The sequence below is a fragment of the Paenibacillus kribbensis genome (genome assembly GCF_002240415.1).
Taxonomy (GTDB): domain Bacteria; phylum Bacillota; class Bacilli; order Paenibacillales; family Paenibacillaceae; genus Paenibacillus; species Paenibacillus kribbensis.
In genome coordinates, this window is sequence record NZ_CP020028.1 from 550,062 (window position 1) to 566,172 (window position 16,111).

Annotated in this window: 10 protein-coding genes and 1 pseudogene; 8 read left to right on the forward strand and 3 right to left on the reverse strand. The window is 40.1% G+C overall.

The features are described from left to right. The first annotated feature begins 63 nt into the window (after positions 1-63). From B4V02_RS02445 to B4V02_RS02465, 5 genes are all read left to right on the forward strand, one after another. Positions 64-447: a hypothetical protein gene (locus B4V02_RS02445; RefSeq protein ID WP_007432654.1), complete on the forward strand. Its 384-nt coding sequence runs from the start codon at positions 64-66 to the stop codon at positions 445-447. A 741-nt stretch (positions 448-1,188) separates the two neighbouring features. Further along, the gene (locus B4V02_RS02450; protein WP_094153643.1) at positions 1,189-5,262 is read left to right on the forward strand and encodes a glycosyl hydrolase; all 4,074 of its coding nucleotides are present in this window, start codon (positions 1,189-1,191) and stop codon (positions 5,260-5,262) included. Between the two features lie 166 nt (positions 5,263-5,428). Continuing rightward, the gene (gene sigI, locus B4V02_RS02455) at positions 5,429-6,163 is read left to right on the forward strand and encodes an RNA polymerase sigma-I factor (protein WP_094153644.1); all 735 of its coding nucleotides are present in this window, start codon (positions 5,429-5,431) and stop codon (positions 6,161-6,163) included. Positions 6,164-6,576: 413 nt separating this feature from the next. Next, on the forward strand, positions 6,577-7,905 hold the full coding sequence (locus B4V02_RS02460) for a helix-turn-helix domain-containing protein (protein ID WP_157739698.1): 1,329 nt from the start codon (positions 6,577-6,579) through the stop codon (positions 7,903-7,905). A gap of 201 nt (positions 7,906-8,106) precedes the next feature. After that, positions 8,107-8,466 (forward strand): BLB8/JUQZ-1 family protein, encoded by a 360-nt coding sequence (locus B4V02_RS02465; RefSeq protein WP_094153645.1) that lies wholly within the window; start codon positions 8,107-8,109, stop codon positions 8,464-8,466. Between the two features lie 69 nt (positions 8,467-8,535). On the opposite strand, the gene B4V02_RS02470 is transcribed toward B4V02_RS02465, so the two are convergent. After that, positions 8,536-9,672 carry a DUF4179 domain-containing protein gene (locus B4V02_RS02470; protein WP_094153646.1) on the reverse strand — a complete coding sequence of 379 codons (1,137 nt, stop codon included), beginning with the start codon at positions 9,670-9,672 and terminating at the stop codon, positions 8,536-8,538. After that, entirely contained in the window at positions 9,644-10,219 is a 576-nt protein-coding gene (locus B4V02_RS02475; RefSeq protein WP_094153647.1) for an RNA polymerase sigma factor, read from the reverse strand. Before B4V02_RS02475 ends, B4V02_RS02470 begins: the two co-directional genes overlap by 29 nt. 897 nt (positions 10,220-11,116) lie before the next feature. On the opposite strand from B4V02_RS02475, the pseudogene B4V02_RS02480 reads away from it, so the two are divergent. Both B4V02_RS02480 and B4V02_RS02485 read left to right on the forward strand, forming a co-directional pair. Further along, positions 11,117-12,507: pseudogene (locus B4V02_RS02480) on the forward strand (helix-turn-helix domain-containing protein). Positions 12,508-12,549: 42 nt separating this feature from the next. Then, a complete protein-coding gene (locus B4V02_RS02485; protein WP_094153648.1) occupies positions 12,550-13,947 on the forward strand; it encodes a helix-turn-helix domain-containing protein in 1,398 nt (465 codons plus the stop codon). A gap of 83 nt (positions 13,948-14,030) precedes the next feature. On the opposite strand, the gene B4V02_RS02490 is transcribed toward B4V02_RS02485, so the two are convergent. Then, positions 14,031-14,414: a helix-turn-helix domain-containing protein gene (locus tag B4V02_RS02490; RefSeq protein ID WP_094153649.1), complete on the reverse strand. Its 384-nt coding sequence runs from the start codon at positions 14,412-14,414 to the stop codon at positions 14,031-14,033. 255 nt (positions 14,415-14,669) lie between these two features. Between B4V02_RS02490 and B4V02_RS02495 the strand changes: the two genes are divergently transcribed. Beyond that, a complete protein-coding gene (locus B4V02_RS02495; protein WP_094153650.1) occupies positions 14,670-16,067 on the forward strand; it encodes a DNA-binding protein in 1,398 nt (465 codons plus the stop codon). Positions 16,068-16,111 lie beyond the last annotated feature (44 nt).

The following is a 16,111-nucleotide window of genomic DNA, read 5'->3' on the forward strand; positions in this document are numbered from 1 at the left end:
GGAACCTGTTAGATTTTGTGTAATTCATAATAATTCTGAGCTTTTGTTAAAGGGGATTTATGTATGGTAAAACCGATGATGTTCATGCGTTGGTGTGAGTATTACGGGTTAAGTGACCGTGAGACAGATTTTATATCTTTTTTTATGATGAATTTCTCGGCTGCCCGATCAGGCAATCATCCGAAACTTAGAGAACAATTTGTTGAGATTCAGAGAAAAACCTTTCCTGAGTACCCGTTCGACATTACCCCGGAGGAATTAGATTATTCCAAATTTGAAGGACTAATGAAGCAGGTGTTGAAAATTCATTTTGACACGGCCGAGCTGCTATATTCTTTTTACCTCCAAAAGCTGTGTGCCCCGTTGGCAGAATACATTTTATCCACTGGAGAATCAGAGCCTTCACGCATCTATTACGAGCTTATTCAAAAGGACAAGGTGCGATAGGGAGATTGGAGTGAAGATTCCCGTTCCCTAAACGGGGTCGTGATCGCCGCCGGTGGCGCGACTGGACGGCGTATTCATTTTCCATGAAGAATGGTTTAGCAGGCTCCGTGTTTGCTCAACCATTCTTTTTTATTTTCAGAGGTTCAAAGCTACATAAAGCAATTTGACTTTAGCATTCTTCTATACCCATATCGCAATTCATGGATAAACACCCAATATTTATGGTTATTTAGGGAATTAATCCTAGTGAATTAAAACTAGAATTAAAAATTTCAATATACCTTTGTGTTAAAGTTATATCATAACCTCACAATTGGACATATATCGTTCTTAATCTCTATATCTAGGGAGGTGGAAAGTAATAAAATGTAAAAATATGAAGTTGGACGGACAGAAAACAATATCTTCCTGCGTATAAATAGATAACCTGTCGAAGTTTGTCCAGTTTCAATAAGAAAGGCGGTGACATAGCTAGAATAAATTTGCAGAAAGCTATGCAGGCAAATTGTTATACCTGCCATATTTTGGCGTAATTCAAGCGTGTATCAACAAAAACGAATGGACGAACTACAATATGGCAGATGACTACTCCTACGATCCTACAAAAAATGAATTTGCGGATTGGAGTAAGGTGACGCTGTACCAGAACGATAGGCTCGTTTGGGGTCAGGAGCCTTAAAGCCTGACGGAGCGGCACCCGTATGGGTGCCGCTCTTTTCAAATTTAAAGGAGGAAAGCGGCATGAAGGCAAGAAATAGTAGTGGTATTTTGTTCAAACGTTCCAAATGGCTGCCTATCTTCATGGCATGCACGATTATAGCAGGGGGGGCACTGCCGGCTCCAGCTGTAGTTCACGGTCAAACGGCAAAGACCGTTACCATTAAAGTCGATACATCCAAGGATCGTAAGCCTATTAGTCCTTATATATACGGTTCGAATCAGGACTTGGCAGGCGATGAAAATTTGGCTGCCAGACGACTTGGTGGCAATCGAATGACCGGCTACAACTGGGAAAACAATATGTCCAATGCAGGAAGCGATTGGCAGCAATCCAGCGATAACTATTTATGCACTAATGGTGGACTGACAAAAGCCGAATGCGAAAAGCCAGGAGCGGTGACGACTTCGTTTCATGATCAATCGCAGAAGCTTGGCGCTTATTCTTTAGTCACGCTGCCGCTGGCCGGTTATGTGGCCAAGGATGGAAACGGAAGTGTGCAGGAAAGCGAAAAAGCCCCTTCCGCTCGTTGGAATCAGGTCGTAAACGCCAAAAATGCGCCGTTCCAATTGCAGCCTGATCTGAATGACAATAAGGTTTATGCGGACGAATTCGTCAACTTTTTGGTGAACAAGTACGGCGTTGCTTCAACAAAGACGGGTGTGAAAGGATACTCGCTCGACAATGAACCAGCTCTCTGGTCGCATACGCATCCGCGCATTCATGGTGAAAAGGTCGGAGCGAAAGAACTGGTAGACCAGTCGGTAAGTTTATCCAAAGCTGTCAAAGCAGTTGACGCGAGTGCGGAAATTTTTGGCCCGGTTCTTTACGGTTTTGGCGCCTATACAGATCTTCAATCCGCACCTGATTGGAACTCTGTAAAAGGCAACTACAGTTGGTTCGTGGACTATTACCTGGATCAAATGCGCCTCAGCTCGCAAGCTGAAGGCAAGAGATTGCTGGATGTTTTCGATGTGCACTGGTATCCCGAAGCGATGGGCGGGGGCATACGAATTACGAATGAGGTAGGCAATGACGAAACGAAGAAAGCCAGAATGCAGGCGCCTCGTACTTTGTGGGACCCGACCTACAAGGAAGATAGCTGGATCGCTCAATGGAACAGCGCATTCTTGCCTTTACTGCCTCGATTGAAGCAGTCGATAGACAAGTATTACCCGGGAACCAAGCTGGCTCTGACCGAGTATAGCTACGGCGGTGAAAATGATATTTCCGGCGGTATCGCTATGGCCGATGTGCTAGGCATATTTGGCAAAAACGATGTTTATATGGCAGACTACTGGAAGTTAAAGGATGGTGTCAACAACTACGTTAGCGCCGCTTACAAGCTTTACCGCAATTATGACGGAAAAAATTCTACTTTCGGCGATACTAGCGTCAATGCGCAAACGTCGGATATTGTCAATAGCTCAGTGCATGCTTCCGTTACGGATGCATCCTACAAAGAATTGCACCTCGTTGTCATGAATAAAAGCATGGACAGCGCATTCGATGCCCAATTCGATCTTTCCGGCGATACGACTTACGGTTCCGGTAAAGTATGGGGCTTCGACAAAAATAGCTCGCAAATTAAGCAAGCAGCGCCAATCACGCAAATTTCCGGCAACCGCTTTACCTATACAGTACCGCCTTTGACGGCTTATCATATCGTGTTGACTGCCGGCAATGGTACACCTGAGCCGCCTGTACCTCCTGTAGATGATCCTGAAAGCTTTACACTGAAAGCTGAGGCTGGCGACGGGAAAGTCGATTTGTCTTGGGACGCTTCCAGCGCAGCTGTGGGTTACAGTGTACAGCGGGCAACGGATGCAAACGGTCCTTTTACTGCTATAGCATCCAACCTGATCGAAACATCTTATACAGATACCAACGTAAAGAACGGCTCTTCTTACTATTATAAAGTAACCGCAAGATCCAATGCGGGAACGAGCGATTCCAATGTCGTGAATGCAGTTCCACAGGTACCGAAAGACGGCCCTGTTCGCTTTGAAGCCGAAGACGGCATACTGAAGGGAACAACTGTGGAATCCAGCGGGGCCGGCTTCTCCGGTACCGGTTATGTAACTAATTTCCACAATGCAGGGGATTCCCTGACGATGACGATTCAGGCAGAGACGGCAGGTTTGTACAATCTTACAATCGGCTACCGTTCTCCATATGACGACAAACGCACGAATTTCTCTTTAAACGGCAAATCGTCTGGCGAACTGGTGCTTTGGAAATCGGCTGATTTTAAAGAAACATCCGGAGGTAAGCTTCTGTTGAATGCAGGGGCGAATACGATCGGTTTTGAAACAGGCTGGGGCTGGTACGATATTGACTACGTCAAGCTGGAGCCTGCTGCTGATCGTCCACCGCATGCGGTAACCAAGACGCTCACCAATCCGAATGCGACGGTAGAAGCAAAAGCATTGATGAACTACCTGGTTGATCAATATGGCAAGAATATGCTCTCCGGTCAAGAGAATATAGACGAAATTGATTGGCTTCAAGCAAATGTAGGTAAAAAGCCGGCTATTGCGACGCTTGACCTGATCGACTATTCGCCAAGCAGAGCGGAACACGGTCTTAGTTCCACTGAGACGGAAAAGGCGATTGAGTGGGATAAGCAAGGGGGCATTGTTTCCTTTGCATGGCACTGGAACGCGCCGAAAGATCTTATCGATACACAAGGTAAAGAATGGTGGAGAGGCTTCTATGCCGATTCGACTACATTCGATATAGAATATGCGATGAATAATCCAGAGTCCGAAGATTATAAATTGCTTATTCGCGACATCGATGTGATTGCAGGGCAATTGAAGAAGCTGCAGGATGCGAAAGTTCCTGTCCTGTTCCGTCCTTTGCACGAAGCAGAAGGCAAATGGTTCTGGTGGGGCGCCAAAGGCCCTGAGCCTGTTAAAAAATTGTATATTTTGATGCACGACCGTTTGACTAATGTGCACAAATTGAACAATCTGATTTGGGTATGGAATTCCGTTGCTCCGGATTGGTATCCGGGAGACGAGTATGTGGATATTTTGAGCTTTGACTCTTATCCGCAAGCAGGCGACTACAGTCCGCAAGTTGCAAAATACGAAGACCTTGTTACATTGGGCAAGGACAAAAAGTTAGTTGCCATGAGCGAAAACGGACCTATCCCGGACCCTGATCTGATGAAGGCATATCAAGCCCATTGGAGCTGGTTCGCTACATGGTATGGGGATTTCCTGAGAGACGGCAAACAAAACAGCCTTGAGCATCTGAAAAAAGTGTATAATCATCCGAACGTCATTACGCTTGACAAGCTCCCAACCAACTTAAAAACGTATGGCATTACCGAGCAGCCGTCAGTACCGGGCAGCTTCACGCTGAGCGCAGCGGGCGAAAAGGCGAAAGTATCGCTGAACTGGACAGCATCGGCGAAGGCGGCAAGCTATGAAGTGAAGCGTTCGACGGCTGAAAACGGCGTGTTCGCCACAGTAGAGAGCGATGTATACGGAAGCAGCTACACCGACACAGACGTAACGGCAGACACGACGTACTACTACCAAGTCGTAGCGAAGAACGATGCAGGCCAAACGGTTTCGAACACGGCTAGTGCAGCGCCGAAAGCGGATGTTCAGCAGCCGACAACAGGGCTGGTGCTCCAGTATCGCGCAGCGGATACAAATGTGAACGACAATCATTTTAAGCCGCATTTCCAAATTTTAAACAAAGGCACAACCTCCGTACCGATCAACGAGTTGAAAATTCGCTACTACTACACGATCGACGGCGACCGCGCCCAGACATTCAACTGCGACTATGCGACGCTGGGCTGCTCGAAGCTGAACGGCAAGCTGGTTAAAATGGATAAAGCTGCAACCGGTGCTGATTATTATTTGGAAGTCAGCTTCAACCCGGATGCAGGCGTGTTAGCACCTGGAGGAACCACGGGCGAAATTCAAACCCGTATTAATAAAACAGACTGGTCGAACTATAACGAAAGTGACGATTACTCGTATAAAGGCACGCAAACTTCATTTGCCGATCATACGAAAGTTACGTTGTATCAAAACGGCGAACTTGTTTGGGGAACCGAACCGACAGCGAATTAAGGCAAGCATCTGATATACGGCAACATGTGAATCAACCGATTATTTGCCAAGAGAGGGGGGGCATTACGTTCTTCTCAACCCGAAGCTTCATACCATCATTATGATGGCCGTAAATCACCACAATACAAAAAAATGAAGTGATTACAAATTGGAAAGTGGTTGCCAGATGAACAACTTATCTGAAGAATACTTGCCGCAAATTCGCAACGGCGATGAGCAGGCACGGTCGGCTCTGATTGTTCAATACCGTCCCTTTATATTGAAGGTTGTCAAACACGTCTGCAAGCGCCGAATTGGATGGAGTGATGATGAAGCAAGCATAGGTTTGATCGCTTTCAATGAAGCTGTCGATCGATACCGTACGGAGTATGGAAAAACATTTAATAATTTCGCTTTTCTTATGATCCGCCGACGATTGATTGATGATTTTCGGAAAAAAATAAAAATTTCCCAAAACGAAGCTGACTGGAAAGACGAAGAGGAAATGCTGTATATTGCAGATAAGGTAAGCTCGCTGGATGCATTTGAGAGGCAGGAACGAGCTGCGGCGCTGTCGGAGGATTTGGTCAGCTACAATGAAAGACTCCAGGAATTCGGTGTTTGTCTTCGGGAACTGGAAGATATCATGCCAAGCCACCGGGATACCCGGCAAATGCTGGTGCGGATTGCCCGCAATTTTTGCAACAACCGGGAGTGGCTGAACGATCTTTTTCAAAAAAAGAAGCTTCCCTTGAAGGCAATGACCAAAGAGATCAACGTCAGTAAAAAGACACTGGAACGCAATCGAAAGTATCTGATATCGCTGATTCTGATTTTCGGCTGCGAGGATTTTACGAGAATCCGCGAGAGCATCTCTTTTACAAGTGTGGAGGAGGAAGCGCGGTGCGTAGAGCAGTTATAGCGAGTTTCCGCCATTTTAAAATGATATAAATACCATCACTGAAATGAGCAGGGGGATTTAGTATCCCGCCTGCTCATTTTTTTGTACAAGAAAACCCCCATGGATCACATACATACGAATAACTGACCATGAAAGAACTGCTAGACCCGTTTACGAGAGAGTCGGTAAACCGGAAACCCACGTGGTTGGCGGACTTCCAACGCGTCTTCTGAGGCACTTGGTAGTACCATGCCCTTATAGGGCTGATGAAGCCATCGGCTAAGCCGGTGGTTGTGACTTTAGCAGGGAGATTTGAAGGTAGAGATATGTTTGATTACTATATTCAGGTTTAAGAAATCAGGAGCTAAAATTACCTCATAATGTTATAAAAGACGAAAAATATAATTTTTTTTGAGTTAAAGAGGAGGATTGGCATGGAGCACACACCTACGATCCGCTCGAAGATAGAGACAGAACTAAAGCAAAGGGGCTATACCTTTAGCAGTTTTAGCAAAATTTCTGGTATTAACCGAGGTACATTCAGTGCTATGCTGAACAGCAACCCGCCCAAGCCGATCTCTGTTCGGCAGATGGACCTGATTACCAAGGCATTGAGATATCCTGAAGACTGGCTGTATGAGTCGTACATAGACGAATGTTTTTACGAGGGAAAAGGGCACTGGAAACGGATCAAGCCTTTTTTATTACGCTGTGTGGAGTTAGAGAGGAAGGACTGTATTCAGAAAGTATTGTTGAGACTAACCGAGGACTTGTTCTATGTGTCGACGATATTTGAACTTGCAGAAGAGCTATTTAAAGGAGGCAAGGAAAAGGAATCTGTCCCCTTTTATGAGTGTGTAATCGAAAATGAAAAATATCGTCATTCGGAGCGCTTGGCTATAAGCCAATACAAAAGGTTTAAAGCATTTACAATGTCTGACTTGGAAAAGAGCCTTGAGTTAGTATTGGAATTTATACCTTATCGTAATTTACTTCCTGAGCATTATCAGTTGGAGGCGATTCATAAGATCACAAATATATATTTTTACTTACACAAATGGGATGAGGTGGAAAATTACGGCCACGAATTAAAGGAACTGGCGTATGTAATTTATACGAACCAGCAAATAAGGAAAGAAAAAAGAAAAGCAACTACATGGTTACATGCAGAGCGAAACTTGGTATTTTACTATGGCTACGGATTTCTTTCTGTCTCTACAGCATTACAAAAGAAAGGCTACATTAAAGAGGCAAGGGCAGAGCTTGAGGGCTATGCAGATTTAAGCTGGTTTAAAGGGCTTGACTCAGAAGGTGAAGCAGATGTGGAGCAATTCCGTGTGTGGGCTAAAGCCAACTCTTATACTTTAGATTTACTTTTAGGCAAGAAAGATATCCTTCCGGCGTATATAACTTTCCTCGAAAATCACCCTGAAGAAATAAGTTCCGGACTTGTAACTATACTTGAAACTGCTAATAGATATGATTTTGATGTAGATTCTATTATTGATAAATATTCTGAGCAAATAAAGAGATTACAGGAATCAGATGATGTTAAACAATTGACCTATTATTATTCTTACATGTATCAGCTTGCTATTTACCATTACAGACGTGGGAGAATAATAGAAGGGCAAAAGGATACCCTTAATTATTTGTCATTATCTGAGCAAAGAAATTGGTTTAAGCCGCCAGTAGCTATTGAACTCTTCAAGATCATATGCAATAAGACTAGGCCAATCTTACGGGATTGGTCTTTTTGTTGATTATTTTGTAAAAAATGAAATGATATGTTTATTTTGATCTTTTTTGTAACACATCAAGAATTAGAATGAAATTAATTAGAAGAAAGGGGATGAAGAAATGAAAAGGTTAATATCTTGAGAATAACAGAAACGTAGTCACAGATCATAAAGTAAGGCATTTAGTGGCTTAGAAAGAAAACTATTAAAGAGGAGAAATGACAAATGAAAAAAGCAATCTTAGCATTATCAATTTCTGCGTTAGCATTATCTTTAGGGGGAGTAGCCTCCGCTTCACCAGTAAGTTCAACGGCATCAGCTGTAACTCCAGCAAAAGTGACCGTAACCTTTAGTCCTGCCAACGGAGAAAAGCCACCTATTACAAAACAAGACGAAGAAGTACCATTGGGAATTGGCAGTGTATATAAAATGTCCGGTTCTAACTGGATGATACTATATGGGAGCGATGTTGTAGAACTTCATGGAAATAAGGCCAAAATGATCGGTTATGGAACAGCTCAAGTGGCCGCATATAAATCTAATGGCGACAAGTTGGGAGTCTATACTTTTATTGTGAAAAGATAAGTTAATGAAGAAAGTGAAAGTATATTTCACTTTCTTCACCAAGGCTGTCGAGGTTCCTCGACAGCTTTTTTATGAACTTATCGGTACGCTGACCTCTAGATCAGAGAAATACTCCTTTATTGGGTTACCTTCCTTATCCAATTCGAACTGACTTTTATTCCCTTCTTTAAAAATGTATTTATAAACTTTAATAGTAATAACTTTTGGAGTGGATATAAAGGGTTCAAACTGAGAATCAGTCATTAGAATATTACCGTCTGTTGCACTCCAACCTTTACCTCCAATTTGTTTTAATTCATTTCCCTTATCATCATAAAGTTCGTAGTTTAGAAAAGGTAAAGTAGAGATCTTTAGGGGTTTGGGTAATTCAATACGTGTAGTTATGTTAGTTGTAATTGGGGTCAGCTCAATCTTTTCCAATGTATAATGAATTTTCTCATACTGGCGTTTAAGGTCAGGTGTCTGTACTATATTTTTTTTAGTATTCTTCTCAATAGGGATAATGATTTTGAATGGTTGTTGAATCCCAGACACGGGCATGGAAAGTGTTAAATCAAACTTATCTGGAAACGATTTTCCTCCTTGGTTACGTAAATCTGAAAATTGTATAATTGTTGAGTTAGAATTTTTCCCAGGAATCATATAAGGATCAATGGAGTTGCTTGTGTTAGCAGGTGCATAAGAGTTTATTTCTTTTCCATTAATAGTAAGTATAACATCGTTGATCAGTGATGATACTGTTTCATTTGTAAATCTTTTGTCAGTGGTTTGCCGTTCTAAGGCGATTGATACACGTGTTCCATCGAACATAACTTCCGGTACGCTGAGAGTCAGGCCATCGTGAGTGTCACTAAGATTTGGTTTTGATAACAGCCCTTTTTCGTCTGCTGTTTGTAAACCAAGATCACCAGCAAGCTGGAATATAGAATCCATACCTGGAATTTGTCTAATGGATGCAGCCATAGTTGGAGAAATAAAACTAGTACCAACCACAACCATAAATAAAATTGCAAGCGTAGCAGAAGTCGCAATAATTGTATTACGCGTCCTTTTGAGTGTAATGCTAGAACGCTTATAAAGCCTTGTGTCCATTTTCTCAAAGCGTTCCATAGTTTTATCAATTAAATCTACTTGGATTGGGGTATTCCGAATAAGCTTTTGTAAATGCTCGATTTCTTTATCTTCCGGTTTTAAAGGAATGCTCATATGTTTTTCCTCCCTTTTCATTGTAGTTGATTAGCTTTTTACGGAGTCGCTCATATCTTTTTCGAATAGTGGATGATTTCTGTCCCATAATTGTAGCAATCTCTTCGTAGTTGTAATCCTCAAGTGAACGTAGTAATAAAATTTGGCGATCTTTTAATGTTAGCTGGTCCAGTAACTCGTGAATTAAATTTGTATATTCGTGTATTGGTTGTTGTTTTAGGTTCAGTTTGTACTGAATGAAGGATTTGAATGTTCTAGCGTTTCTTTTTAATAAGTCAGTGCAGTGATTTTGAGCGATTTTGTAAAGCCAAGCTGAAAAAGAGACTGTAGGTACGAACTGATGGATGTGCTCAAGCCCTTTGATGAATATTTCTTGAGCGGCATCTTCCGCTTCTTCCTGATTTTTAAGTAAATAGTAGCAATATAAAAAGATCTGTTGTTGATAACGCCGTATGATATGTGTGTAAGCTTGTTTGTCGCCCGCTTGAACCTGTTCTATGACAAGATTAATATCTGTGTCTTGATTACTTGCATGTAGTTTTTCCATTAACATCCCTCCTTTCTGCCTATATAACTGAAAAAGGTATGCGTTTGTGACATTCAAATAAAAAAACTTGAAGTTTGTTTTTAAAGCTCTCTTTATGTACTTCATTCAACTTTTCAATTATCACCGAATTCGTTAAAAAAAGACTTCTTTCTAAGGCATCATAAATTAAAATAGGGATATTGACTATATATTTCACTATTTTCGTTATTTTGTATTGGGGTGAATTTCCTATAGGGTGAATTTTACATATAAAATGCCACTTATGATATGTCTAAACTTATTTTCATTTCTTTTGGAATTATTCAAAAAATCAAAATTTTCAAACAAAACATCAATTTCTATAGTTTAATTGTATGAAATTGTTAATTCATCAAAAATTATCTGTTTTGGAAATCCAGATAATTTATACATGGAGTGATATGATTGTATATTGAGTGGCCTAATTTACTGTTGACTCTAATAATAATCGGAGGATTAATATGGGGGATCATCTTCCTAATAAAGCGTTCCCGTTCATCTAAATAACCTTTCACGGGATTATTCCTTCAAAATATTTCAGAGATAAAAAGGCTCTCTTAAGTTGTCGTCTTAGGAGCATAATAGTCCTTAATACAAACCTTAGATGGATCATTTTATCAAAAATTTCATGTGGTTATAGGAAAAATGGATGTAGGATTTTTCTCTGTTGATTCAAGAGGAGATGGGGAATCTCATACAGTATTACGAGAATAACAGAAATTTTTCTTTTACTTATTTAAAATTGCTTAAGTCAGCCCAGAAATGCTTCAGTACGATGGATTAAAAGAGAGACTTTTTTTAATTATATCTTTGTTTGGACTAAATTCTATGTTACCTAGGAGATTTGCTTTTAAAATATACTTTTAGTGGAGGATTGTCATGGAACATACGCCTACGATCCGCTCGAAGATAGAGACAGAATTGAAGCAAAGGGGCTATAGCTTTAGCAGTTTTAGTAAAATATCCGGTATTAACCGTGGTACATTCAGCACCATGCTGAACAGCAACCCGCCCAAGCCGATCTCCGTTCGGCAGATGGACCTCATTACCAAGGCATTGGGATATCCTGAGGGCTGGTTGTATGAGTTGTACATAGATGAATGCTTTTACGAGGGAAAAGGGCACTGGAAACGGATCAAGCCTTTTCTATTACGCTGTGTGGAGTTAGAGACGAAGAACTGTATTCAGAAAGTATTGTCGAGACTAACAGAGGACTTATCCTATGTGTCGATGATATTTGAACTTGCAGAAGAGTTACATAAAGGAGGCAAGGAAGCGATACCTTTTTACGAGTGTGTGGTAGAGAACGAAAGGTATTACCATTCCGAGCGGTTGGCAATCAGCCAGTATAGATTGTTTTGTTACTCGCTTACTGAAGATTTAGAAAGCAGTGTGAAGGCTGCTATTAAATTTGATCCATTTCGCAAAAGCTTACCAGAGAATCATCAGTTGGATGGATTATTGAAGTTAGCTAATGTTTATTTCAACACAAGTAATTGGGAGGCTGCAATAAAGTATGCAACAGAACTCCGTACACTGGCTATAAATGTATATCACCAGCAAGTTTATAGTTATTCAAGAAATAGAAAACCGGATAACTTCAATAGTGAGAAGCCTCTTGTCGTATACTATGGTCTAGGATATTTATTGCACGGGAATGCGTTGGAGAATCAAGGATTGTATGAAGAGGCTTTAAAATTCATCCCCTATTATGAAGATTTGTCTTGGTTTGAGAGGTTGGATGAAAATGGTCTACAAGGGGTGAAAAGACTTCAATTATGGGCAAAGGCTAATCATCTTAATTTGAAGGTTTTAATTGGAGATGTAGCAGCTTAGCAGCTTATGTCGAGCTTATACAGCAAAATCCCCAAGAAATCTCTCATGGCTTAATTTCCATTATAGAGTCGGCAAATAAGTATAATTTCTCTTTAGAAAATGTTCTAAATGTTTTCTCTGAGGAAATTGCTGATTATAAGAAATACGTTTCAGCACCTTCGCACTATCAAATAAGCACTCTTTTATGGAATTATTCCCGTTTATATCTTGGACTTGCACGTTACTATTTCAATAAAGGCAGATATTCAGAAGCTATTGACAATTTAATAAAAAGCCTCAGGGTATCTTCTCAGTTAAACACGAAAAGTACATTTATTAAGGGAGTAACCTTGTTATTCGAAGAACTAACAGGCCATGTTACACGTGAACAACTTACAGAATATGAAAAAGTGCTTGAAGAAGTGCGCTACGGTATGAAGCAAATGGTTCCCTAAACTATATTTGTTTTGTTATTTGACTACACAGGGGGGATTGAAATGGAACATACACCTACGATCCGCTCGAAGATAGAGACAGAATTGAAGCAAAGGGGGTACAGCTTTAGCAGTTTTAGTAAAATATCCGGGATCAATCGTGGTACATTCAGCACCATGCTGAACAGCAACCCGCCCAAGCCGATCTCCGTTCGGCAGATGGACCTGATTACCAAGGCATTGGGATATCCCGAGGGCTGGCTGTATGAGTTGTACATAGATGAATGCTTTTACGAAGGAAAAGGTCACTGGAAACGGATCAAGCCTTTTTTATTGCGTTGTGTGGAGTTAGGAAGGAAGGACTGTATTCAAAAGGTATTGACGAGACTAACAGAGGACTTGTCCTATGTGTTGACGGTATTTGAACTTGCAGAAGAGTTACATAAAGGAGGCAAGGTTAAGGAATCTGTCCCTTTTTACGAGTGTGTGGTAGAGAACGAAAGGTATTACCATGCAGAACGACTAGCTATTAGCCAATATCGCTTGTTTTGTTACTCGTTAGGAGATGATTTGGAGAAAAATCGTGAATCAGCTACAGTATTTGCTCAATTTCGCAAGAATTTGCCTGAAAATCATCAACTGGATGCGCTATTAAAGCTGGCAAATACCTATTTGAAACTTCAGAAATTTGAAACGGTTATATTCTATGCTGAAGAATTGAAAATACTAGCTACAAACATTTATAAGCAGTACACTTGCAAAAAGGTTAATAATTATAAAATTAAGGATCTTGATACAGAAAGGCATTTAATCGTTTACTTAGGTCAAGCATACCTATTGCAGGGAAGTGCTTTAGAGAGACAAGGCTTATATGAACAGGCTTTAGAAACAATTCCTTATTACTCTAATTTAACGGGCTTGGTAGCTTTTGATAAGTTAGGAACAATGGAAGCCCTGAAATTTCAATTATGGGCGAAAGCCAATCTTTTGCATATACAAATTCTAATGGGAGATCAAGTTAGTATTCCCTCCTATGTTGAACTAATTAGAAATAATCCGTCAGAAATTTTGCATGGTCTGTTAACTATTGTGAAATCGGCTAATGCATATAATTATTCAATAGACGATATTTTAATCTTGTTTTCTGAGCAGATTGATGAATTTAGAGAATTAAGTGGAAATATTTCTTATTACCCTTTGGATTTTAATATGTTGAACTATTCTCGTTTTTTTCTTGAGCTTAGTCGATACTATTTTAATAAAGGGAGCTATACTGAGGCAATAGATAGTATGCTGATTAGTTTAAAAGCATCCTCACAGTTAAATGATAAGACTTACTATATTAAGTCTATCACGCTATTGTTTGAGAAATATAAGGATCATTCGACCGAAGAACAACGGATAGAATATGAAAAAGTGATAAAAGCAGTGGAAAATAACATCAAGCAAATGACTTCTTAAAGTATAAAAGGGCTATGTTTCTCTACCTAGTGTAGGAGATCACACAGCTCTTTTAATTTTTACATGCATATTAATCGAGTGAATTAAAATTCCTCGTGTGCATTAGGGGTATCAGAGTTATTCTCTAGAAGCTCGCTCTCTGAAGAGGTGAAAAGTTCCTTTAGAATGTGATAAGCTTTATTTTGCTCCGCTTCACTCTGCTGGGAAAGAATATGAATACATCCCCATATCCAGGGTTGACTTTTAAGTTCTTCATATGAATCGAAGTCAAAAAATGCAAACACGTTTGTGTCCAGTGCCTCGGCTATTTTCTCCAATGTTTTGATCTGCACATTGACCTCGCCACGCTCCAACTTCCCGATATATGAACCTGTTGAATCGGATGCTTCTGCAAGTTGTTCTTGTGTAATACCAAGTAATTTTCGAAATTGGCGGATTTTTGCTCCTATGAGTTTTGTTGTTTCCATCGACATCCACACTCCTATACTATGAGTCTAGACAAAGGTAGATCAAGCGTGGAGGTAATTGAATTACCTGAATAATTCATTATTAAGTCCTTACAAGGACTATTTAATAAACGTTAAATTCCATAATATATTAGAACAGTGCAGAAAAGGGGTTGACCATCATCCAATTTATTCATATAATTTCAAGTATATTGTAATTGGTTGTTGAGGAGGGTGATTTTTTAAATCATCTGAATACGCCGGGAGGTGTCTTTATTGGAAAATGCAACCACGATTCGTTCGGAAATTGAGAAAGAATTAAAACTTGGTGGCTACACGTTTAATAGTTTTGGACAAGCTACGGGGCTTAATCGGGGCATATTTAGTGCTATGCTTAACGGCAATCCGCCTAAACCAATCTCTGTGAGACAAATGGACTTGATTACTAAAGCGCTTAATTATCCAGAGGACTGGTTGTATGATCTATACGTTGATGAATGCTTTTATGATGGAAGACCACACTGGAAAAGGGTTAAGCCGTTTCTAATTCGTTGTGTTGAAGTGGGGAACTTGCGGTGTGTAGAGAAAGTGCTCTCACGGTTAATGGAGGATCTTAACCACATTCCAACGATCTTTAATTTGGCAGAAGAGCTTTATGAAGAAGGGAAGTTAAAAGAGGCAATTCCTTTCTATGAATGTGTCATTGAAAATGAGAAATACCAACATTCCGAGAGGTTGGCTATCAGTCACTATAGAATTTTTTCAATTTCTGTTAGTGGAATTATGAAGATAAATTTGGAAGCTGCACTAAGATTCGTACCCTTTAGAAATCGGGTACCCTTAGATTATCATTTAGATGGTCTACTTAAACTGTCAAATCTTTATTATAACTTGAATCAGTGGAAGGAAGCAGAGCGGTATGCAGATGAATTAAGATCTCTTGCGAGTATTGTTTGTAAGAATAAAGAAAATAACAATTTAAATACTGAAAGACATTTAGTGGTCTATTATGGCCAAGGTTACTTAATAAAGGGGAATGCTCTGGAAAAACAAGAGAAGTATGAGGAAGCCATGAAGTATATTTCTGGCTATGCCGACTTGAATTGGTTTGAAAATTTAGGGGGGATTGGACAAAAAGAAGTACAAAAGTTCACCCTTTGGGCTAATGCTAATCAACTTAACTTGAAAATTCTTATGGGCGACACAGGTAGTTTGCCAATATATATTCAATTCTTAAAAGATAACCCACCAGAAATTTTATTAGGGCTATTAACGATAGTAGAGTCGGCTAACAAGCATGGTTTTTTGATTGAAAATATCCTCCAACAGTTTTCCCGCGAATTAAACTCATTTAATAATGAATTATCTATGGAAGCCAGTTATTATAAGCAATCATTCAGTTATCACACGTATGCTGATTTATGTTATCAACTAACAATATATATGTTTAATAACCATTTCCATGAAAAAGGTATTTATTATGTTTTAAAATGCTTGAGAAAATGTCTTCAAATCAATAACAAAGAAAAGTTTATGATCTGCACAGCAATGTTTGAAAAATTTAGAGCGCAGGCAACAAAAGACCAAGGATCAGAATATGAAAGTATTATGGAGGAGGTCTTGATAAATGCGAATAAAAAACCTGAGATTCATTCTAATTATAGGGCTTTTTAGCTTTTTAGAATACTCTCATAACATTGTTGTGTTTGGACATGGGA